Annotated in this window: 21 protein-coding genes and 2 tRNA genes; 8 read left to right on the forward strand and 15 right to left on the reverse strand. The window is 53.8% G+C overall.

Features of this window, described 5'->3' with window-relative positions; genetic code table 11:
* Positions 1-214: 214 nt before the first annotated feature.
* On the forward strand, positions 215-2206 hold the full coding sequence (locus ENTHG_RS02985) for a BCCT family transporter (protein WP_044173307.1): 1992 nt from the start codon (positions 215-217) through the stop codon (positions 2204-2206).
* A 40-nt stretch (positions 2207-2246) separates the two neighbouring features.
* Here the strand turns inward: ENTHG_RS02985 and ENTHG_RS02990 are convergent, their stop codons facing one another.
* Positions 2247-3593, reverse strand: a complete 1347-nt coding sequence (locus tag ENTHG_RS02990; protein ID WP_044173309.1) for an MFS transporter — start codon at positions 3591-3593, stop codon at positions 2247-2249.
* A 20-nt stretch (positions 3594-3613) separates the two neighbouring features.
* Complete coding sequence (locus ENTHG_RS02995) at positions 3614-5125, reverse strand: sulfatase-like hydrolase/transferase (RefSeq protein ID WP_044173311.1); 1512 nt, start codon at positions 5123-5125, stop codon at positions 3614-3616.
* 152 nt (positions 5126-5277) lie between these two features.
* On the opposite strand from ENTHG_RS02995, the gene ENTHG_RS03000 reads away from it, so the two are divergent.
* Positions 5278-6198, forward strand: a complete 921-nt coding sequence (locus tag ENTHG_RS03000) for a LysR family transcriptional regulator (protein ID WP_052332661.1) — start codon at positions 5278-5280, stop codon at positions 6196-6198.
* Positions 6199-6225: 27 nt separating this feature from the next.
* Here the strand turns inward: ENTHG_RS03000 and ENTHG_RS03005 are convergent, their stop codons facing one another.
* The 3 genes from ENTHG_RS03005 to ENTHG_RS25275 form a co-directional block, all read right to left on the reverse strand.
* On the reverse strand, positions 6226-6516 hold the full coding sequence (locus tag ENTHG_RS03005; protein ID WP_044173313.1) for a DUF3601 domain-containing protein: 291 nt from the start codon (positions 6514-6516) through the stop codon (positions 6226-6228).
* A gap of 55 nt (positions 6517-6571) precedes the next feature.
* Entirely contained in the window at positions 6572-7378 is an 807-nt protein-coding gene (locus tag ENTHG_RS03010; protein ID WP_044173314.1) for an SDR family NAD(P)-dependent oxidoreductase, read from the reverse strand.
* 177 nt (positions 7379-7555) lie between these two features.
* Complete coding sequence (locus tag ENTHG_RS25275; protein WP_071825793.1) at positions 7556-8503, reverse strand: toll/interleukin-1 receptor domain-containing protein; 948 nt, start codon at positions 8501-8503, stop codon at positions 7556-7558.
* A gap of 148 nt (positions 8504-8651) precedes the next feature.
* Here ENTHG_RS25275 and ENTHG_RS03025 point away from each other — a divergent pair, with 148 nt between their 5' ends.
* Positions 8652-9452, forward strand: coding sequence for a hypothetical protein (locus tag ENTHG_RS03025; RefSeq protein ID WP_044173320.1), 801 nt, complete (start codon positions 8652-8654; stop codon positions 9450-9452).
* Positions 9453-9524: 72 nt separating this feature from the next.
* Here ENTHG_RS03025 and ENTHG_RS03030 read toward each other — a convergent pair whose 3' ends face one another.
* The 3 genes from ENTHG_RS03030 to ENTHG_RS03040 all read right to left on the reverse strand — a co-directional run bounded on the left by ENTHG_RS03030 (position 9525) and on the right by ENTHG_RS03040 (position 11395).
* Positions 9525-9998, reverse strand: a complete 474-nt coding sequence (locus tag ENTHG_RS03030; RefSeq protein ID WP_044173322.1) for a hypothetical protein — start codon at positions 9996-9998, stop codon at positions 9525-9527.
* A gap of 581 nt (positions 9999-10579) precedes the next feature.
* Positions 10580-10924, reverse strand: coding sequence for a cupin domain-containing protein (locus ENTHG_RS03035; protein WP_044173324.1), 345 nt, complete (start codon positions 10922-10924; stop codon positions 10580-10582).
* Positions 10925-11319: 395 nt separating this feature from the next.
* Positions 11320-11395: transfer RNA gene (locus tag ENTHG_RS03040), tRNA-Asn, on the reverse strand.
* A gap of 187 nt (positions 11396-11582) precedes the next feature.
* On the opposite strand from ENTHG_RS03040, the gene ENTHG_RS03045 reads away from it, so the two are divergent.
* Both ENTHG_RS03045 and ENTHG_RS03050 read left to right on the forward strand, forming a co-directional pair.
* The gene (locus ENTHG_RS03045; protein ID WP_106403182.1) at positions 11583-13016 is read left to right on the forward strand and encodes an EmmdR/YeeO family multidrug/toxin efflux MATE transporter; all 1434 of its coding nucleotides are present in this window, start codon (positions 11583-11585) and stop codon (positions 13014-13016) included.
* A gap of 111 nt (positions 13017-13127) precedes the next feature.
* Positions 13128-13203 (forward strand) — tRNA-Asn (locus ENTHG_RS03050).
* A 123-nt stretch (positions 13204-13326) separates the two neighbouring features.
* On the opposite strand, the gene ENTHG_RS03055 is transcribed toward ENTHG_RS03050, so the two are convergent.
* The 6 genes from ENTHG_RS03055 to acuR all read right to left on the reverse strand — a co-directional run bounded on the left by ENTHG_RS03055 (position 13327) and on the right by acuR (position 18280).
* Positions 13327-14058 carry an EAL domain-containing protein gene (locus ENTHG_RS03055; protein ID WP_044173328.1) on the reverse strand — a complete coding sequence of 244 codons (732 nt, stop codon included), beginning with the start codon at positions 14056-14058 and terminating at the stop codon, positions 13327-13329.
* 17 nt (positions 14059-14075) lie between these two features.
* Positions 14076-14267, reverse strand: a complete 192-nt coding sequence (locus tag ENTHG_RS26380; protein ID WP_071825794.1) for a helix-turn-helix domain-containing protein — start codon at positions 14265-14267, stop codon at positions 14076-14078.
* Positions 14231-14695, reverse strand: coding sequence for a hypothetical protein (locus ENTHG_RS03065; protein ID WP_044173330.1), 465 nt, complete (start codon positions 14693-14695; stop codon positions 14231-14233). The genes ENTHG_RS26380 and ENTHG_RS03065 overlap by 37 nt, the downstream gene beginning before the upstream one ends.
* 333 nt (positions 14696-15028) lie before the next feature.
* A complete protein-coding gene (locus ENTHG_RS03070) occupies positions 15029-16483 on the reverse strand; it encodes an AMP nucleosidase (protein WP_044173331.1) in 1455 nt (484 codons plus the stop codon).
* Positions 16484-16601: 118 nt separating this feature from the next.
* Positions 16602-17579, reverse strand: a complete 978-nt coding sequence (acuI, locus tag ENTHG_RS03075; RefSeq protein WP_044173333.1) for an acrylyl-CoA reductase (NADPH) — start codon at positions 17577-17579, stop codon at positions 16602-16604.
* On the reverse strand, positions 17576-18280 hold the full coding sequence (gene acuR, locus ENTHG_RS03080; RefSeq protein ID WP_044173335.1) for an acrylate utilization transcriptional regulator AcuR: 705 nt from the start codon (positions 18278-18280) through the stop codon (positions 17576-17578). The genes acuI and acuR overlap by 4 nt, the downstream gene beginning before the upstream one ends.
* Before the next feature lie 138 nt (positions 18281-18418).
* On the opposite strand from acuR, the gene ldtA reads away from it, so the two are divergent.
* The 3 genes from ldtA (at position 18419) to ENTHG_RS03095 (ending at position 20159) form a co-directional block, all read left to right on the forward strand.
* Positions 18419-19357 (forward strand): L,D-transpeptidase, encoded by a 939-nt coding sequence (gene ldtA, locus ENTHG_RS03085; protein ID WP_044173337.1) that lies wholly within the window; start codon positions 18419-18421, stop codon positions 19355-19357.
* Between the two features lie 211 nt (positions 19358-19568).
* The gene (locus ENTHG_RS03090; protein ID WP_044173340.1) at positions 19569-19826 is read left to right on the forward strand and encodes an AbrB/MazE/SpoVT family DNA-binding domain-containing protein; all 258 of its coding nucleotides are present in this window, start codon (positions 19569-19571) and stop codon (positions 19824-19826) included.
* Positions 19827-20159 carry a type II toxin-antitoxin system PemK/MazF family toxin gene (locus tag ENTHG_RS03095; protein WP_044173342.1) on the forward strand — a complete coding sequence of 111 codons (333 nt, stop codon included), beginning with the start codon at positions 19827-19829 and terminating at the stop codon, positions 20157-20159.
* A gap of 80 nt (positions 20160-20239) precedes the next feature.
* On the opposite strand, the gene ENTHG_RS03100 is transcribed toward ENTHG_RS03095, so the two are convergent.
* A complete protein-coding gene (locus ENTHG_RS03100; RefSeq protein ID WP_044173344.1) occupies positions 20240-20551 on the reverse strand; it encodes a hypothetical protein in 312 nt (103 codons plus the stop codon).
* Positions 20552-20600 lie beyond the last annotated feature (49 nt).

Raw genomic sequence — 20600 nt, forward strand, 5'->3', positions numbered from 1 at the left:
ATAATTCCCTGCTTAAGACCCTTCTCATCTGCCTGTTCAGCGTATTGCCCCAACGCCTTTTTATTATCTGTACGCCAGCGTCAACAATGGCTGACAAAAGGGCAGAGCCCTAACCCGCCGGGCTTACTGCATTTGTAACGAAATTTTGCTACGATTAGCGAGATTTATCCTTTATTTAAGGCGCTATTTATATTTAAAAAAATGGAAATCTAATATGAGTGAATCCGTTCCAAAAAAGCCAGAAAGCCACATTAACAAAGCGGTATTTTTTACGTCTGCTTTGTTAATTTTCCTTCTGGTGATGTTTGCCGCCATTTTCCCTGAAATTGCTGACCGAAATTTCAAACTCCTCCAGCAACAGATATTTACTAATGCCAGCTGGTTTTACATTCTGGCTGTCGCGCTGATTCTTCTCAGCGTAACCTTTCTTGGCCTGTCGCGTTACGGCGATATCAAGCTCGGGCCGGATCATTCCCAGCCTGATTTCAGCTATCACTCCTGGTTCGCCATGCTCTTCTCTGCGGGAATGGGGATAGGGCTGATGTTCTTCGGCGTGGCCGAGCCGGTGATGCACTACCTCTCTCCGCCGGTGGGAACCCCGGAAACCGTCACCGCCGCTAAAGAGGCGATGCGGCTGACCTTTTTCCACTGGGGTCTTCATGCATGGGCTATCTATGCGATTGTCGCGCTGATCCTCGCCTTCTTTAGCTATCGTCACGGCCTGCCTTTGACGCTTCGTTCGGCGCTGTATCCCATTATTGGCGATCGGATCTATGGCCCGATTGGCCACGCGGTAGACATTTTCGCCGTTATCGGCACCGTATTTGGGGTGGCCACGTCGTTAGGCTACGGCGTGTTGCAGGTGAACGCCGGGCTAAACCATCTCTTTGGCGTGCCCATCAATGAAACCGTTCAGGTTATCCTGATCGTTGTTATCACCGGGCTTGCCACCATTTCTGTGGTCTCCGGGCTGGATAAAGGCATCCGTATTCTCTCGGAGTTAAACCTTGGGCTGGCGGTGTTGCTGCTGACGCTGGTGCTGCTGTTAGGCCCTACCGTACTGCTGCTTAAATCTTTCGTCGAAAACACCGGGGGCTACCTGTCTGAACTGGTGAGTAAGACGTTCAATCTGTATGCCTATGAACCCAAATCCAGCAACTGGCTGGGGGGCTGGACCCTGCTGTACTGGGGCTGGTGGCTGTCGTGGTCGCCGTTTGTCGGCATGTTTATCGCCCGCGTTTCGCGCGGCAGAACCATCAGAGAGTTCGTGACGGGTGTGCTGTTTGTGCCCGCAGGCTTCACGCTGATGTGGATGACCGTGTTTGGCAACAGCGCTATCAATCTCATCATGACCGAGGGGGCGACCGATCTGGCTGCTACCGTCCAGCAGGATGTGGCGCTGGCCCTGTTTAACTTCCTTGAGCATTTCCCGTTCTCCAGCGTGCTGTCGTTTATCGCCATGGCGATGGTTATTGTCTTCTTCGTCACCTCTGCGGACTCGGGGGCGATGGTTGTCGATACCCTGGCGTCCGGCGGGTCAAGCGCCACGCCTGTATGGCAGCGCATTTTCTGGGCCGCGATGATGGGCGTGGTGGCCATCGCGCTGCTGATTGCCGGCGGACTCAGCGCTCTGCAAACGGTGACCATCGCCAGCGCGCTGCCTTTCTCCGCGATCCTGCTGGTGTCTATCTACGGGTTGCTTAAGGCGCTGCGCCGCGATCTCACCAAACGGCAGAGCCAGAGTATGGCGACCATTGCGCCAACTGCCGCCCGTAACCCCATCCCCTGGCAGCGCAGATTGCGCAACATCGCTTACCTGCCGAAGCGTTCGCTGGTGAAACGTTTTATGGATGAGGTGATCCAGCCCGCGATGGTGCTGGTTCAGGAGGAGCTGAACAAACAGGGGACGCTCAGCCACATCAGCGATGAGGACGATGACCGTATTCGCTTCGAAGTGGATTTGGGTAATGAGCTTAACTTTATTTATGAAGTGAGGCTGCGGGGTTATAACTCGCCCACCTTTGCGCTTTCGGCGCTGGATAATGACGAACAGCAGGCAGAGCAGCATAAATACTATCGCGCTGAAATCTATCTGAAAGAGGGCGGGCAGAACTATGACGTGATGGGCTGGAATCAGGAGCAGCTCATTAACGACATTCTCGATCAGTATGAGAAACACCTCCATTTCCTCCACCTGGTCCGATAACGCTTTTGGCCGCCCTGACGGGCGGCTTTTTATTGCGTGGTCACGGGGTATGACGCTTATTCTTCAGGCCGGTTTTCGCGGCGAAAAGAATAATGGTAATCAGGCTTACGGAAAGCATCACGATATTCACCACCAGCCCGCTGCCAAAATCGCCGGTTAAATCCTTCACGTAGCCCATCGCCGTTGGGCCAAAAAAGCCCCCAAGGTTGCCTATTGAGTTGATAACCGCAATACCCCCTGCCGCCGCCGGGCCAACCATAAACAGCGGTGGCAGCGTCCAGAAGACGGGGAGCACCGCAAACAGACCGGCGGATGCCATGGTTAAACCGATGACGTTGAGCAGCGCGCCTTTACTGAACGCCGTTAGCGCGACACCGACGATGGCCAGCGCCAGCGGCGCGACAATATGGAATACACGTTCATTTTTGCGATCCGAACGTTTGCCCCACCACAGCAGCGCGATGACCGCCGCAACGTAGGGAATAACCGAGAGAAAACCGGTTGCGACAAACGAAAAGCCCGCGTTTTTAATCAGCTGCGGCAGCCAGAAGTTGACCGTGGCGTTGGTCATTGAGATACCGAGAAAAATCAACGCCAGGCTCAGCACCAGCGGATGGAAAAAGATACGCGAAACCTGAATTGTGGTCTTATTCTGCCGCTCGTTCAGATCGTTATTCAGCGCGCTGCGCGCGGCCTGTTTTTCCTGCTGCGTCAGCCATTTTACGTCCTCGACTTTTTCCGGCAGGCGCATTAACACGATGATGCCGAGGATTACGGCCGGAATGGCTTCGATGATAAACAGCCACTGCCATCCTTCCAGACCGTTATGCGCGCCGCCGGCCAGAATCAGCCCGGATACCGGCCCGCCAATAATGGTCGCCAGCGGATTTGACAGCAGTAAAAAGCCGACAATCTGCCCGCGTCGTTTATTGGGGAACCACTGCGTTAAATAGTAAAGGATGCCCGGATAAAACCCGGCCTCGGCGGCGCCTAAAAGGAAACGCAGCACGAGGAAAGAGTTCGCATCCCAGACAAACGCCGTGCAGGCGGATAGCAGCCCCCAGGTGATCATGATGCGGGCAATCCAGCGCCTGGCGCCGACGCGCGCCAGCATCAGGTTGCTGGGCACTTCAAAAATGAAGTAGCTGATAAAGAAAATACCGCTGCCCATACCGAAAGCGGTGGCCGACAGACCAATATCTTCACGCATCGTTAGCGCCGCAAAGCCGACGTTTACCCTGTCCAGAAAGGCGGCGAAATAACACAGCACCAGGAAGGGCAGTAAGCGCAGGGCAATTTTACTGAATGTTTTTTGCGTCAATGCATCATTATTTTCTGCCGAAGCCCCGGACGCGTTTGTAGAGGTAACAGAGATATTCTGTGACATGATGTTCTGCCTTTTTTCTCTTAGCCGAAACCCACGACCTGGCCTGGATCGGATGCCGTAGCCAGCGGTGGGAAGTGAATGCCGCGCTGCCCTGAAAGCCCCCGGTCAACCGGGACAACGAATTCAGGAGGCTCGCAGCCAACAAACGTTCCGTCTTTGACCCACGCCATGTCGCTGCCGTAGAGCGCATTCAGAAGGTGCTTTTTCAGACGGGCGACAACATCCTGTAAAGCCTCGTTGGCGTACAGGTTATGCTGTTCATCAGGATCCTGCTGTAAATCAAAGAGCTGGAAATGGTTACCTGCCGGATACCAGATGAGCTTATAACGCCCGTCCGTTAGCATACGGGAGGCCAGCGCCCCTTCGAGACATTCGCCATACAGCGTTTCACGCCGCTGGTCACCCACCATTGAGATGCCGTCGCAGCTCTCCGGTACGGGGATATCGCACAGCGTGAGCAGGGTGGGCATGATGTCCTGCAGGCCGGTGAGCCGTTGATCCACGCTGCCGGGGCTGACGCGGCTGGAGCGGGCGCGATCCACCACAATCATCGGGATCTGCGCGGAGCCCTGGTAAAAGTAACGTTTGGCGTACATGCCGTGGTCGCCAAGCATATCGCCATGATCGCTGGTGAAGACAATGATGGTGTCATTCAGAATGCCTTCTTCGCGCAGAGAGCCGATCAACAGGCGGATCTGGTGGTCGATATGCGTGCACTGGGCGTAGAAGGCGCGGCGCATATCATCATATTGCTCCGGGGGAAGGGCGGGTTTTAGCTGCTGATTAATGGCAAGGGCGTAGGGCAAATCCGCCGCCTGCGACCATGCGCTCTGCTTTGGCTTATCCATGCTCCTGAGCCGGTAGCGCTCCAGGTAGGCGGCAAGGGGAACCACGGGCGGATGCGGGTGGGTATAAGAGACGTACCAGAATGCCGGGCGGGTGGGATCGCGGCGACGGATATTCTTCGCCGCCGTCTGAGTGACCCAGTTAGTCACATGCATCCGTTCATCAAGATGCCAGGTACGCCAGCTGTATTCGTTGTTGCTCATGCCGTGCATAAATTGCTGTCCGGCATGCCCATTTTCCGCAAGAAAAATTTCATAGTCATCCACGCCGCCGAGATGGCTTCTTCCCTCTTCGGCAATGAATGTCTCTTCAAAGCCGATGCGATCCCGCGTCGGATAAACGTGCAGTTTGCCGGTCGCCGAGGTCTGGTAACCCGCCCGGGTGAAGGTGCCGGCAAGCGTCGGCATGTCTGGCATGGGGAGCGAAGGCTGAAAAATCCGATCGCCGTGCGAGCGGGACGTCGCGCCGGTCATGATGGTGCGGCGCGCCGGAATGCAGACCGGGCACTCGGACCAGGCGTTCGGAAAATGCACCCCGGCTCTTGCCAGAGTGTCAATCGTGGGCGTCTCAATGGTGCGGTTTCCCGCAAAGCCGAACAGATGCCCGGGCCATTGATCCACCGAGATAAACAATACGTTGGGACGACGCGGGAAATCCCCTGGTGCATCCTGTTTGCCGTGTGTCATGTTTCACCTGCCTGCTTACGGATAAAAATGGGTCACCCGGCGCTGTAGCGGAGCGGGTGAGATGTCGCTCTTGTAAAAGATATGTAATTAAAAATGTGCTACAAATTAACTTTGCTTATTAATCGCGCCGTAATAGCAGGTGGATCACATTTATGGACCAAAAGAGTCTGGTGGCCTTTGTCGTTCTGGCAGAAGAGCTGCAATTCAATCGGGCAGCGAAAAGGCTGGGGGTAACGCAGTCGGCATTAAGTCAGCAAATCGCCCGCCTTGAAAAAGAGCTGGAGGTGGAACTCTTTGAACGGACCAAACGCACGGTCCGTTTGTCCCAGTGCGGGCACGTCTTTTTGCCGGACGCGCAGAAAGTGATTACCGATATCACCACGGCGACGGACACCGCACGGCGCGCGGCAAAAGGGCTGCTGGGGAAAATTGCCATTGCCTATGTCGATGCGGCGCCTTTTAGCCTGTTATCACCGGTGATTATGCAGTTTCGCAAGGACTACCCCGACGTTGAAATGGTGCTGCATGAGATGACCTCTGCGGAACAGTTTGCCGCCCTGCAAAACCATGAGATTGATATCGGTCTGTTGCGACCGCTGTATGAGACAGAGTGGATGGCAAGCGCGACCCTGCTCCGCGAGCCTTATGTGGTGGCGATGCATGCGGAGCACGACCTGGCGGGGCAGGAGGCGGTGCATATCCGGGCGCTTATCACGGAAAAATTCCTCTTCACCTCCAGGGAGAAGGCGAAATACATATTCAGCAACTGGCTGGAGATATTTTCCCGCCACGGCACCTCACCGCGGGTTGTGCAGGAGGTGAATCAGCTGCACGCGATGCTAAGCCTGGTGGGGGCAGGGATGGGGCTGGCGTTACTGCCATTGTCCGTCGCCAAAAACAATAACCACGGCGTCGTGTACCGGCCAGTGGTGGGAACCGATACGCCCGACGCGATACTTAATGTCGGCTGGCATAACCCGTGTAATAACATACTGGTGAAGCATTTTGTTCGCACGGCAAAACAGGTCAGCGCCAGGCTCAGGGCTGAGAAAACGCGGGTTACATCGGGCTAACCGCCACGCTTTGCGTGCCCTGGCTGCTCACCACAGACGCCAGCGGCTTTTATGCTCAACAAACCAGGCCGGTAAGTTGTTGGTGATATAAAGCTGCTCCTCCTCAATGGCCTGGAGACGCACCTGTTCTGTTTTGCCGCCAATGGTGAAAAACAGGGACAGGCCGCTTTCGTAAGGGAGAAAGCTTGAGCCGAGGAATGTCCACACCTCGCCTTCGCGCCGTTCGATACCATCATAGTCGGTGAAGGTTTGCGCCACGCGATAGCGTTTACCCGCAACCAGAGGGCCATACTGCTGGGTGAGTTTACGGGTCTCCATGATCCTCCTGAATGGTGCGCCGGATGGGCCCGCTCTGGTATAAGCGGGCCGAAAATTACATAAACCTGTCTGCTCCGCCAGATGCCTCAATGGTCTGGCCGGTAACAAACTGATTTCGGTCGGAAAGCAGGAAAGCCGCAATGGCAGCAATATCCTCTGGCAGACCGAAGCGCCCCACCGGCGTTTTCTCTTTCCCCAGCAAAGCCATCACATCTTCGTCCGTTTTGTCCGCCAGCTCCGGGCGACGATTACGCACATTAGGCAGCATATTTTGCGCCCAGTTATCGGTTGCGACAGCGCCCACGCCAATAGCATTGACCAGGATCCCCTCCGGCGCCACGCTCAGGGCCAGACTGCGGGTCAGGTTGTTGATCGCCGCGCTCAGGGCGTGAGAAACGGTCAGTTGCGGGTTAGGGTAGATACCGCCGATGGAAGAAATATTGACGATGCGGCCCCAGTTTCGCTGCTGCATACCGGGGATCACGGCCTTGCAGAAGCGGCGCATGGCGGACAGTTTCGTTTCGGTCATTGACTGCCAGTCCTCTTCCGAGGTGGTTAACAACGTGCCCGCATGCGCTCTGCCGGCATTATTCACCAGTAAATCGATACCGTGAAAAACCTTCTCCGCCTCCCTGACGACCCGTGCAGGCAGGGCGATATCCGTGACGTCCCCGGCAACCGGCAGCGTTGAAACACCATACTTATCAGCGAGGGTTCTGGCGGCCTGTTTCAGATCCGCTTCCTGTCGGGACACCATCACTAAATGCACGCCGTTCATCGCCAGCTCTTCACAAATGCTATAGCCGATGCCGGTGCGGGCGCCGGTGACCACGGCCACTTTATCTTGTAGTTTTAAATCCATTCGTTGCTCCCTAAATTAAACACAGTCAATAAGCAGAGGTACGAGTAATGAATTTCACGTGTCTAATGATTGCTTAAACGTATTGTTATCGCCGCTCATGGTACTGCTATGTAAGGTTCGTTTTACTGCGATAAAGCAAACGAACGGTAACGCACTTTATCAGGACACAGGGGACGTTTATGCCTGTTCCTTAAGCAGATGTTCCAGCGCGTGACGACCGGTATCTTTACGTATCAGGTAGCTAATAATTTCATCGACGTCGAGGATAAAGGGCTCGTCCTGACGGATCATAGAGATAAAATCCAGCGCAAGGATTTTACCCGCTTCTTCTATCGCCCATCGGACACCTTCCCGGGCATTATCGGGAAAAAACTGCGCCATCATTGCTATCCCCAGTGCCTGCATGGAACGACCCGGCGAGAAGTGATCCCAGTGCCAGCGCCCTTTTTTCGGGCAGTATGTTTCATGCTCATCGTCAAGCATATAACCCCACTCTGTGCTTTCCCACATCCATTGCGGGGCTCGTAGCGGCTGAGAATCATTAATGCTGACCTGGTGAGTAAAGGCGTTGCCAGTAAAACGCAGCGGCGTGCGGTGAAAATAGTGCCGGGCTGATTTATACAAATCGTCTTGGCGCAGCGTTTCGTTTATCCATGCGAGCAACTCTGATTGCGTAACGTCCCCCGCCAGATACCGCATGGCGTTGCCGAGAAATAATCCCCGGCCATGAATCTCACTGAGATCCAGCCAGGCTCTGCCTGTCAGCGGTGCCGGAAGATCCGCAATACAGCTCCGCTCAAGGATAACAGGTATTATTTTGACATCAGGTTCTGCGCAGAGTGTGGAGAGCATCTGCAATTCCCGGTACAGACCGGAACCCACTATTTTCGCCGAGGCCGTGTAGTCTTCATCACACAGGCAAAATACTTTCAGAGGACGGTTGGCCAGCGCGCTCTGTATAGAACCGTCTATCGAGTCCCCAAAGGCAATACTGTCGCGGTCCCAGAACAGGCTATATTCCCAGCTAAGGCTGCTGACGATGCGATCGCGTATCCACTCTTTTTTCTCTACGCTGCCACCCCATGCATAGGAGATGAATACGAACGTATTACTCTTATCCTTCACGCAAATTACCCCGCTGGCCGCTTTGACAGAAAGAGCGTTAAAGTGTGTATCCTACACCTCGCAGGCCTGTATTTCGCCACTACCCTTGCCTGAATATTAGCTACTCGATATTCTGAAATTCTGTGTATTTTTGTGAACAGGAATAAGTATGCTTAGTACATTACCCGATTTACACAGAAGTTTTGCAGAGCAACTCAAGCTTAAATTCCAGTCTGATTCGCGGATTCACTCCCTTCTTGCTGGTGGCTCGATTATTCATGGCGGATTTGATAAATACTCCGATCTCGATTTTGTCGTTGTCGTCGACCCTCTCTACTATGACGAAATCATGGCGCAGCGTAGGGAGTTCGCCGAAACACTGGGCCATCTGCTGCATGCTTTTACCGGGGAACATGTCGGAGAGCCTCGCCTGCTTATATGCCTGTATGGCCCTGAACTCCTTCATGTCGATCTGAAATTTGTCACACTGGACATGCTCACTCAACGCGTCGAGGAGCCAGCAGTGTTGTTTACCCGTGATAACAGTGCTCTGGAGCGACAACTGGCGAAATTTGGTGCTCACTGGCCTGACATGACGCCGGAATGGTTTGAGTCCCGAGCCTGGATCTGGCTTCATTATGCAGTGGTGAAACTGGGAAGAGGCGAACTCTTTGAAGCGATTGGCATGCTGTCATTTTTCCGCGAGCAAGTGCTGGGGCCCATGCTGTATCGTCGAGCAAATCTTCCACAACGTGGGGTCCGCCGCATTGAGTGTCATGGCATTGATCCTGATGGCTTGCTGACTTCCACGATGGCAACGCACGATCGTGACTCCGTCAGCATGGCCCTCAAAATGGCTGTTGATGCTTATATCACTCTGCGCGCTGATGCTCTGCCTGAAAATATTGCAGACGATGCGGCACATCGGGCGGTCCTTGCCATGCTAAAAGAGTATTCTGAGAGGGGGTAAATCTATACTCCGGCCGCTTACACGGCTGGGGTTAGAAGTATCACAGGATCCTCCTTTGAAGTCTGCGCGCGTTTAATGACGATTTGGCCGTGTTGCGAAGAAGACTACTGCAGCCCCGATAGCGACAATGAGCGTATCTTCAATCAAACCGCTCCTGGTCTGCCCCATCCGTGCCACGGCCTTTTTGCGTGCAGCAAGCGTGACATATGCAAGTGGCACAGCGGTAGAGATAGCAATCGCTGCCCCGGTTTTTTCTTCTCCGCTGGGTGCCAACGCGGCGCCTGCAATCCCTGCACTGGCCACCCGTGCTGACATGCCCAAAAATACGGTGCGGTCTGGCGCTGACTTCATCTTGTCGCCCAGGAGTTCACCTACACCCATCGCTAACGCGCCATATTTAAAGAGTGGACGGTCCAGCAGCAAGAGGCTGCCCGGTGTGTCGCGCCCGCTAACGCGTGCTGCAGCGATGGCCGCCATCGGCGTCATGGAACGGCAGCTGGCGACAAGGCCAATTAAGGCGGAATATACAAAATCGGTAATTTTCATGAGTTCTCTCCCGGATAAATAAAAGTTTTTAATTTTCTAAACCTTATTAGGGTGTAAACCAGGAACAATCTGTTTATTTAACGCATTTACACGTTCCCATCATTTGAAAGCAAATCCTTTGAGCGATGGGTCACATCTTGCAATGTCACGAGAATGTTGTTGCAGCCAGTGCGCGTCTTACTCTTTTTCATATTGTTCTCCTGACAGTCATAAGGCAGAGGGGCGTCAGTAAGTCACTTATGCAACCTCGTCTGCAATTGACGACGGCAATAGTCAGTATAGATGAACGGCTTGAGACAGCGTAAATGACACAAATGAGGTAGAAGGACGGGGCTGCACTTAATGTCAGCAATAATCATTTGTTAGTATGGCCGTCAAGACCAGCGGCTACATACTTATTCTCTTAATTAGCATTACTGTTCACCAGAAAATACTTATGCCGAACGTCCGCTTTTTGCTTTTAGCGAACTATGCGCCTGCGAGTGCGCCTTGTGTCATAAGCGGACGTTGCTGAAATCCGAATATGAAGCCAGTTGCTTTCTGTTAATAATCCAGTCAAAACTGCTGTCGGAGAGCTGTTATCAACAAGAATAGAGATCAGAACGATCGCCCCGAGTTGTCGGGTGAGAGATGACAATAAATTCTACAGGTAATTGGCTATCGTTCCCGGCTTGATGCTTTGCTCCCGGGGGGATTTCAATTCCCTGTCGGGCCTTGATATGATGCTTATCACCTTCAAGTTCCATCGTCAGGTTTCCTTCAAGAACGTAAAAAAACTGTCTGGCGATGGAGTGAAAATGTCGCTTTTCGTGCGTACCTGGAGGCATCTTTTCATGAATAATTAGCATGTCCTGCCGATTTACCAGATACCAACCGTCACAATTATCACCCCAGATATAATGTTCAGCATTGTCTTTTGAAATCATCGCTTTCTCCTGTGTGTAACTTTCATATTTGTGGTTATCCAGATACAGACAGACTAATGCGATAAAGCCAGGAAGCACTACTACCATATTTAGAGTTGATCATACAGGGTGAGATACTTCGTGAAGAGAGCAACGAGGCCAACAGAAGCAGATAAAATTCCCTTAATATCTTGAAACAACCATGGCATCTGCTTTTCGTTCATAGCTGCCGTTGGCCCTGCTTACACAGGGCCTGACAGAGCTATTTGGCTAGCATAATGGATTGTTTTTGCACCTACTTTCATCGTGACCTGCAAAGCCCCAAAAACAACAGACATTAAAAAACCCGGTGTCCTTTGCAGGACTACCGGGTTTGTTTGTCTCCGGACTCGCTGGGATGTCCCGAAACTAAAATTTGGCTCCTCTGACTGGACTCGAACCAGTGACATACGGATTAACAGTCCGCCGTTCTACCGACTGAACTACAGAGGAATCGTTGTGGAGGCTAATCTTAGCGGCGAAAATTTTTTTGTCAAACCTGATTTGCCCTTCCGGCTTGCAACTGGTGGTAATCACAGCAACCTGCCGGGAATAAAAACAATTTTACGGAAATGTTTTGCAGGATCACAAATTCTCACTCATCATTTGAAATGAGGTTTCATCTTTCTCTCTAAGGTCAATTTTGAACGTCGTCGCACCGATTCGCCAGGCCATCGCTCGCACGCCCTGGTACGCCAAACGTAAAAGCTACAAGGTACTTTTCTGGCGGGAAATCACGCCGCTGGCGGTGCCTATCTTCCTTGAAAATACCTGCGTCCTGTTAATGGGCGTCCTCAGTACCTTCCTTGTCAGCTGGCTTGGCAAAGAGGCGATGGCGGGCGTCGGTCTGGCAGACAGCTTCAATATGGTCGTGATGTCGTTTTTTGCGGCAATTGACCTTGGCACCACCGTGGTCGTGGCATTTAGCCTGGGTAAGCTGGACCGGCGGCGGGCAAGAGCGGCGGCGCGTCAGTCGCTGGTTATCATGACGCTGTTCGCCATCGTGCTGGCGGCGGTAATCCACTATTTTGGCGCGCAAATCATCAATTTTATTGCCGGGGCGGCCACGGCGGAGGTAAAAGCGCTGGCGCTTACCTACCTGGAACTGACGGTGCTCAGTTACCCGGCGGCGGCGATCACCCTTATCGGCAGCGGGGCGCTGCGCGGGGCAGGGAATACCAAAATACCGCTGATGATTAACGGCGGCATGAATATCCTCAACATCATTATCAGCAGCATCCTGATCTACGGTCTCTTCTCATGGCCCGGTATGGGCTTTGCCGGGGCCGGGCTGGGGCTGACTATCTCGCGTTATATCGGCGCTGTTGCCATCATCTGGGTGCTGATGATCGGCTTTAATCCGGCGCTGCGCATCACCCTGAAAAGCTATTTTAAGCCCCTTAACTTCGCCATTATCTGGGAAGTGATGGGCATTGGGATTCCGGCCAGTATCGAATCGGTGCTGTTTAACGGTGGGAAACTGCTCACGCAAATGTTCGTTGCCGGTATGGGTACAAACGTCATTGCGGGCAACTTTATTGCCTTCTCGGTGGCGGCGCTGCTTAACCTGCCGGGTAACGCGCTGGGTTCGGCGTCAACCATTATCACCGGTAAACGCCTGGGCAAAGGGCAGATAGGGCAGGCCGAGCGCCAGCTGCGCCATGTGTTCTGGTTGTCCACCTTGATCCTGACCGTCATTGCCTGGGGGACTGCGCCGTTTGCCGGCCTGCTGGCATCGTTCTATACCCATGAAGATGACGTTAAGGAGGTAGTAAAAGTGCTGCTCTGGCTGAACGCCGCCTTTATGCCTATCTGGGCCGCTTCCTGGGTGCTGCCTGCCGGGCAGAAAGGGGCGCGCGATGCCCGTTTCGCCATGTGGGTGTCGATGCTAAGCATGTGGGGCTGCCGCGTCGTGGCGGGCTATACGCTGGGTATCGTGCTTGGCATGGGTGTGGTGGGGGTATGGCTCGGCATGATCCTCGACTGGACGGTGCGCGGCGTGCTGTTCTACTGGCGGATGGTGAGCGGACGCTGGCTATGGAAATACCCGCGCAATAAGCCGGAAAAAACGTAACCGCCTTATTTTCCCGCAAAATGGAGAATAAATCGGCAAACGATTTAAATTGTGAAAACAGGCTTTGACAAGGCCAGGTCAGCCCGATAATATTCGCCTCGTTCACACGATTCCTCTGTAGTTCAGTCGGTAGAACGGCGGACTGTTAATCCGTATGTCACTGGTTCGAGTCCAGTCAGAGGAGCCAAATTCAAAAAAGCCCGCTTTTAGCGGGCTTTTTGCTTTCTGTCATCCTCTCATACAGTAGTCCAGGCGTCGCTCACTTATTCGTTTTGTCTTTTGGTAAGAATCAACGCCCGAATGGCGACTGCTACATCTGCATTGCTATCCGCTCCATCGGTAGCGCGCGCGAGAAATACCAGCCCTGCATACTGGAACTGGGATAGCGCTCCTCTACCAGGGCGGCCTGCTGCTGGTTTTCAATACCTTCAAAAACTAGCCTCATCGGCAACTGATACAGACAGTCGATTATCCCGCCCAGATTGCGCCCGGAAGAGAGCAAGGTATCGGTCAGGCATTTATCGATTTTCAGGTCGCTAACCGGTACGCCCAACAGCCGCTCAAAGTTAGAGCATCCTTTGCCGAAGTCGTCCAGCGCGATGCGAAAGCCGAGCTTGCGAAAGGCATCCACATTTTGCCTGAGCGCGATGAGATCCTGATATTCAGCCTCCACGATCTCCAGCATAATGGCGGCTGGCGGCAGCTCGTACTGCTCCAGCAGGGCAAGCAGTTTACTCCTGAACCTGGTCGATGCCAGGTCGGCAGGCAGAATATTGACGCTAAGATACAGCGCATGCTGTTTCACCCATGCCGCCATTTCGCTGACGGCTTTTTTCAGGACAAACAGCGATACGCTTTCTATCAGGTCATTAGCAACAGCCAGCGCAATAAAGGTTTCCGGGCAGACGTTGCCAAAGCGCGCGTCCCGCCAGCGTAAGAGTGCTTCAACCCCGACAATATTCCCGGTGGCGCTGGCATAAACCGGTTGATATTCAAGGAACAGCTTCCCGTCATTAAGCGCCTGTTTAAATCGAAATAGCATTAGTAGCTCCGTCTGAACTATTGCTTCTTTTTCTGGTAGCAGGAGATAAATTCGTACAGCTCCGTTTTGCTGTGCAGATTGAATTTACTCATGATGTTCTTTTTATGGCTGACGGCCGTTTTGTAATGAATACCAATTCTGTCTGCTATTTCATTGATACTCAGGCAATTATTCAAACCACGGACAATTTTATCCTGGGTAAATGACAACGTCTTATAATTGCAGTCAAGGCACGCCCATTTTTTTTGCCGACAGGTTTGAGGTCGTTACACTGGAGATAGCGCCGCAGCGCCTCTGACAGGGCGGCACGCACTTCCCCTGAGCTTGTTTTCTGGGGGAAAAACGTTGCTTCTTTGATACACTCGGGAAGCAGGGCGTTGTCTGGAATATTATTACTGCTAACGAACAGAAAGACCTTCGCCGTACTCTTTTTATAAATCAGATCGTTAAAGCATAAATAATATTCCCCAGCGCAAACAGTAATAAAGATAAAGTCTGCTTTCTGGATATTTTCTACGGTATATTCATAGCATACGTTAACAGGGGAAATGGAATTTTCCGCAGCAGCATCCTGAATCAAACCTGCAATACCCGCAGAGAAAAGTGCGTCATTATCGACATGAATAAGAAAATTCATTCCCTTGAAACTCCTGGGCATCCGCTTTATGCCCTTTATATACTTAATCCAAATAAATGCAATTAATCCATAAGTAAAACTTTAAAATTAAGAATGCAGATATTCGAAGTAAGAAAAATCCTAACTGGAAATCAGGCGCTTCTTGCGAACCTGTAGTTGGCACACAAATTAGCATGGATTGGGTCAGGCTACGTCAGGAAAAGTATTTCAGAAGATGCTTTTTGATGGCAGAGATTAAGTAACTGTGCGTTGCGATGAACCTTTGTAAGCGCCCTTTACAAGCAGGCGCAGAACGGCTTGCTCCCCGCAAGCCCGGCAGCAGGGAGCGAAACGTTAACGGAATGGCGGTTCGTTAAAGGTGCGTAATTTACGGGAATGCAGCTTATCCCCTTCAGCCCGCAACAGGTCTATTGCCCGGATGCCAATCTGCAGGTGTTCGGAAATTGCGCCTTCGTAGAAACGGTTGGCCTGGCCCGGCAACTTGATCTCGCCGTGTAAAGGCTTATCGGAAACGCACAGCAGCGTGCCGTAAGGCACCCGGAAGCGATATCCCTGCGCGGCAATGGTCGCGCTTTCCATATCAATCGCCACCGCACGGCTCAGGTTAAAGCGCAACGCCGAAGCGGAGTAGCGCAGCTCCCAGTTGCGATCGTCGGTGGTAACGACCGTCCCGGTACGCAACCGCTGTTTGACCTCCTCGCCCGGCATCCCGCTTACCGTTTTGGTCGCATCATATAAAGCGCGCTGCACCTCGGCGATGCTCGGAATAGGAATGTCAGGCGGCAGCACCGCATCAAGCACATGATCGTCGCGTAAGTAGGCGTGTGCCAGCACATAATCGCCAATAGACTGGCTTTCGCGCAGCCCGCCGCAGTGACCAATCATTAGCCAGACATCCGGGCGTAATACCGCCAGGTGGTCGCAGATGGTCTTGGCGTTTGACGGGCCAACGCCAATATTGATCAGCGTGATGCCCTGACCGTCGGCGGTGATCAGATGCCAGGCTGGCATCTGGTGCTTCTTCCACGCCAGATCGGAGATGGCCTCTTCCGGTGCGTCGGTATCGGCGGTTATCCAGTTGCCCCCCGCGCAGGAGAGGGCGATGTAGGGGCTGTCCGGATCGAGGATCTGGCTGCAGGCCCAGCGTACAAACTCATCCACATAGCGGGTGTAGTTGGTGAACAGGACAAACGGCTGGAAATGTTCCACTGGCGTGCCGGTGTAGTGGCGCAGGCGGGCAAGAGAAAAATCGACGCGGCGGGCGTCGAAGTGGGACAGCGGCGAAAACTCCGCCGGGTGATAAATGCCGTCAGCGGTTTCGTCACCAATCTGCGCAAGCTCCGTCGTCGGGAAGTGGCGCGTCAGACCGGCGCTCATTGAACGGTCCAGCGTCAGAGCAGAACCGTCAATCACGTACGGGTAGGGGATTTCATGCAGTGACGGGCCAACCTCAATGGTTGCGTCGTAATCCTGGGAGAGCAGGGTAAGCTGTTCGAGCAGATAGTTGCGGAACAGCGCGGGCCGGGTCACGGTCGTGCTGTAGCCGCCTGCATGGGTAAAACGGGCGTAGGCGCGGGTCTTGGGCGGGTTTGTGGCGCTGCCATTCCAGCTTACCGACAGCTGCGGGTAAACAAAAATGCCTCTTGCCCGGTCTTCCGGCGAGGGGAGTGTGCCCTTTTCAATATACAGGCTGATGGCGTCCCGAAGGTGACCTACCGACTGGTTATAAAGCGCCTCCAGCTGATCGAGTGCCTCTTCCGGGCTTAGTTTTCTTCCCGTGTTATTCATCATTAACTCCTTGTTTCACAGACGTGCATCTTAACGATATTATGTCACAGCTTTGTGAAACAAAAAGGATGCAGGCGCGCACCGCCTTAAAGCACTCGCAGGCGCGCGCCGGGAGAGGTTAACCGCGAATTTTTACCAGCGTGCGCCCCTGAATCTTATTCGCCAGAAAGTCAGCGGCGACATCGGCAGCCTGTTCAAGGCCAATTTCAGTGGCGGCCTGCTGGTAATAGCTTTCCGGCAGCAGGCTGGCCAGCCGTTCCCAGACCGCGCCGCGCTCTTCGGTCGGCACCATGACCGAGTCCACACCCTGTAGACGGACATTGCGCAGAATAAACGGCATGACCGTGGTGGGCAGTTCGAATCCCCCCGCCAGGCCGCAGGCGGCAACGCAGCCGCGATACTGCGTTTGCGCCAGCACTTTCGCCAGCACGTTGTTGCCAACGGTATCTACCGCGCCTGCCCAGAGCTGTTTTTCCAGCGGGCGGGTCTCTTCAAACTCGCTGCGCGGTAAAATTTCGTCCGCTCCCAGTTTGCGCAGGTAATCGTGGGTGGATTCACGACCGCTCACGGCAACTACGGTGTAGCCCAGCGCTTTCAGCAGCACGACGGCCGTACTGCCTACGCCGCCGCTGGCTCCGGTGACCACCACTTTGCCGCTTTCCGGCTTCACGCCCGCCTCCACCAGCGCATCCACGCACAGCATGGCGGTAAAACCGGCGGTGCCGATAATCATCGCATTACGCGCGCTCAGGCTTTCAGGCAGCGGAACCAGCCAGTCGCCTTTTACGCTGGCCTGCTCCGCCAGTCCGCCCCAGTGGTTTTCGCCTACGCCCCAGCCGGTCAGGATGACGGCCTGGCCCTTGGCAAAACGAGCATCGCGGCTTTCGCTCACGCGTCCAACGAAATCAATACCCGGCACCATTGGGAACTGACGCACGATTTTACCTTTGCCGGTAATTGCCAGCGCGTCTTTATAGTTAAGGCCGGACCACTCGACATCCACGCGCACATCGCCGTCGGCAAGGGCGGGAAGGTCAATCTCTTTTACTGCTGCCAGGGTTGCTTTTTCAGGCTGTTCGAGAACTAAAGCTTTCATGAATGAGTTTTCCTCGTCTCACTAGTGTTTTCGGCCCTGGGGCCGTCCTGTGCAGGTGTGTTTTTAATTATGCTTTGATGAAAAAAGTGCCAGTACTGGTCGAGTGGTTCGCTGGAGGTAAAAAGCTTGGCGCGCATTACCGCCCCCTCCCAGCCGGACCAGAAAACGCGCGCCAGAGCGTCGGGAGAGGCCGCTGCATCTATCTCCCCACGCGCCTGCGCCTCGGCGAGGCAGCGCGCAACACGCGCTTCCCACTCAAGCAGGACTGCCTGCAGACGCTGCGGGAAAACGTCTGGCAGCAGCGGGGTCTCCTGGAGCAGATTGCCCACCAGGCAACCGCGGCGGAAATGGTATCTGGCCATCCCCTCTCCGGCGTCAGCCACAAACGCAGCCATTCTCGCTAAAGGGGTCATGCGCGCATCCAGCAGAAACTTATCGAGCTTATGCGCGAAAAAGTCGCCATAAGCCGCCAGCACAGCCAGGCCAAACGCCTGTTTGCTTTTAAAGCAGTGGTAGAACGACCCTTTTGGCACGGCAATATTTTTAATAATGGCGTCGATACCCGCCGAGAGATATCCCGTTTCGGTAAGCACCGCCAGGCCGGATCGGATCAGCGCCTCGCGGGTATCCGTAAAGTCACGTTCGACTTTAGGCGGCCTGCCGCGTCGGGGTTTTTGCACATTCAGCGAGGCGTCACTCATAATTTAGACCGATCGGTTTTAATTGGCCTAAGCCTACGCATAAAGCGATGACGAAGCAAGGAGAAGACCCGATAAGCGAGAAAATGAACAAAAACGGCTATGATTAGGCTACGCCTGTTACGCTGAGGAAAGGAAATCATGCGCCGTATCACGTTGTGTCTGTTGGTTTTATTCAGCCAGTATGCGATGGCTGTGAGCTACCCGCTGCCGCCGGAGGGGAGCCGTCTGGTAGGAAGCCCGCTGGTGATTACCATTCCGCAGGACAATACCCTGCCGCTGGAGGCCTTCGCCGCACAGCATAGTCAGGGGCTGAGTAATTTGCTGGAGGCGAATCCTGGCGTTGATCCTTATCTGCCGAAAGCAGGCTCGCAGTTGATTATTCCCCAGCAGCTTATTTTGCCTGATACGGTGCGCGAAGGGATCGTGGTCAACGTGGCGGAGATGCGGCTCTATTACTATCCGAAAGAGAGTAATACGGTGGAGGTTTTACCGATAGGCATTGGTCAGGCCGGGCGGGAAACGCCGCGAAACTGGGTGACTGCCGTTGAGCGCAAGCAGGACGGGCCGACCTGGGTGCCCACTGCCAATACGCGTAGGGCGTATGCCAAAGAGGGGAAAACCCTGCCCGCGATGGTGCCAGCCGGGCCGGATAACCCGATGGGGCTGTACGCCATCTATATTGGCAGGCTGTATGCCATCCACGGCACCAACGCCAATTTTGGTATCGGGCTGCGGGTAAGTCAGGGCTGCATCCGCCTGCGCAATGCGGATATCAAATATCTGTTCGACAATGTGCCGGTGGGGACCCGCGTTCAGCTTATCGATCAGCCGGTAAAAATGACCACCGAGCCGGACGGACGCCGCTGGGTTGAAGTGCATGAACCGCTTTCACGCAATCGCGCTGAATTCGAGTCGACGAATAAGGTGCCGCTGCCCGTGACGGCGGTGATGCGCAGCGGGTTGAAAGGGGAGGGCGTGAACGAACAGGCTGCAGCCGAAGCGCTGGAGCGCCGCTCGGGTATGCCGGTGGACATCAGCGCGCCATCTGACAACGGCTTCATAAAAGAACGACTCTGAACAAGGCCCGCAGCAAGCGGGCCACGCCAGATTATGGAAGGATGGCCGCATTTTATTGTTTTAATTAAAGATAATACTTTGAACGTTCAGTGCGACTTTTTTTGTCATCCCACTTCTTTATCGTGAGCGGGAGACAGGAATGAATCTGCTTGATAACTGTGCAGTCGCCACCGATGATGTTATATTAAAATATAATATCAGGAGGTGCTCTATGCATATTGTTCGCCTTAAAAAAGTGGGGGGTTCTATCATGCTGGCGGTGCCACCCGCGGTGCTAAAAAGTTTAGGGCTATCGACAGGCAGTGAACTCGGCATGACCATTAATAACGGCTGCCTTATAATTGAACCCCAGAAACGGCCTCGTTATTCGCTTGAGGAGCTGCTGGCGCAGTGCGATTCGAACGCTGAAATGAGTGAAGAGGACAGGGAATGGATTGATGCCCCTGCGGTGGGCAAGGAGCTTCTGTAAATGGACAGAGGAGAAATTTGGCTCGTTTCGCTTGATCCTATCGCCGGCCATGAGCAAAACGGAAAACGTCCGGTGCTTATTGTTTCTCCCGCCTCGTTTAATGCATACACCCGTCTGCCTATCGTTGTTCCTGTCACCAGCGGCGGAAGCTTTGCGCGTACAGGGGGTTTTACCGTTTCACTGGATGATGCTGGAACGACAACAACGGGAATGATTCGCTGCGACCAACCCCGGACTATTGATATGCATGCGCGCAAAGGCAAACGGCTGGAACGGGTGCCTGACGTTGTGGTGAATGAAGTGCTGGCGAGGCTGGAAGCCATCCTGACCTGATTTTATAGGCTGGCACGAGAGACAGTTTAAACCCGTATCATGACAAATCCGGGCCGCCAAAAAGCTGCCCGGAAATAAGCCTAAAGCGGCGAAATCGCGTCCACAACATGTTGAAAGACGTAAGGATCCGACAGCAGCTCGAACTGTTCATCATCCGGGTAAGTCACCGCCACATGATAATTTTCCCCGGCAAAGTCTTTTACTGACTGTAGATCCTGCCAGTAAGTCGCCAGAAAGAAATGCTCCCAGTCACCCTGGGTTTCCCTTCGCACTAAAGCACCTCGATTGCCGTCTATGCTCTTTGAATGTTCAACACCCGTCTTCTCCAGGTGTTTCGCAAAACCTTCTGCATGTTTTAATGGCACGCAGCCGTGCCAGGTCCTGACAATCATAAACATTTTCCTCTTGAGTGCGGGAACAGAAGTCTAACAAAAGGGTGTC

The sequence above is a fragment of the Phytobacter massiliensis JC163 genome (genome assembly GCF_000321045.1).
Lineage (GTDB): Bacteria > Pseudomonadota > Gammaproteobacteria > Enterobacterales > Enterobacteriaceae > Phytobacter_A > Phytobacter_A massiliensis.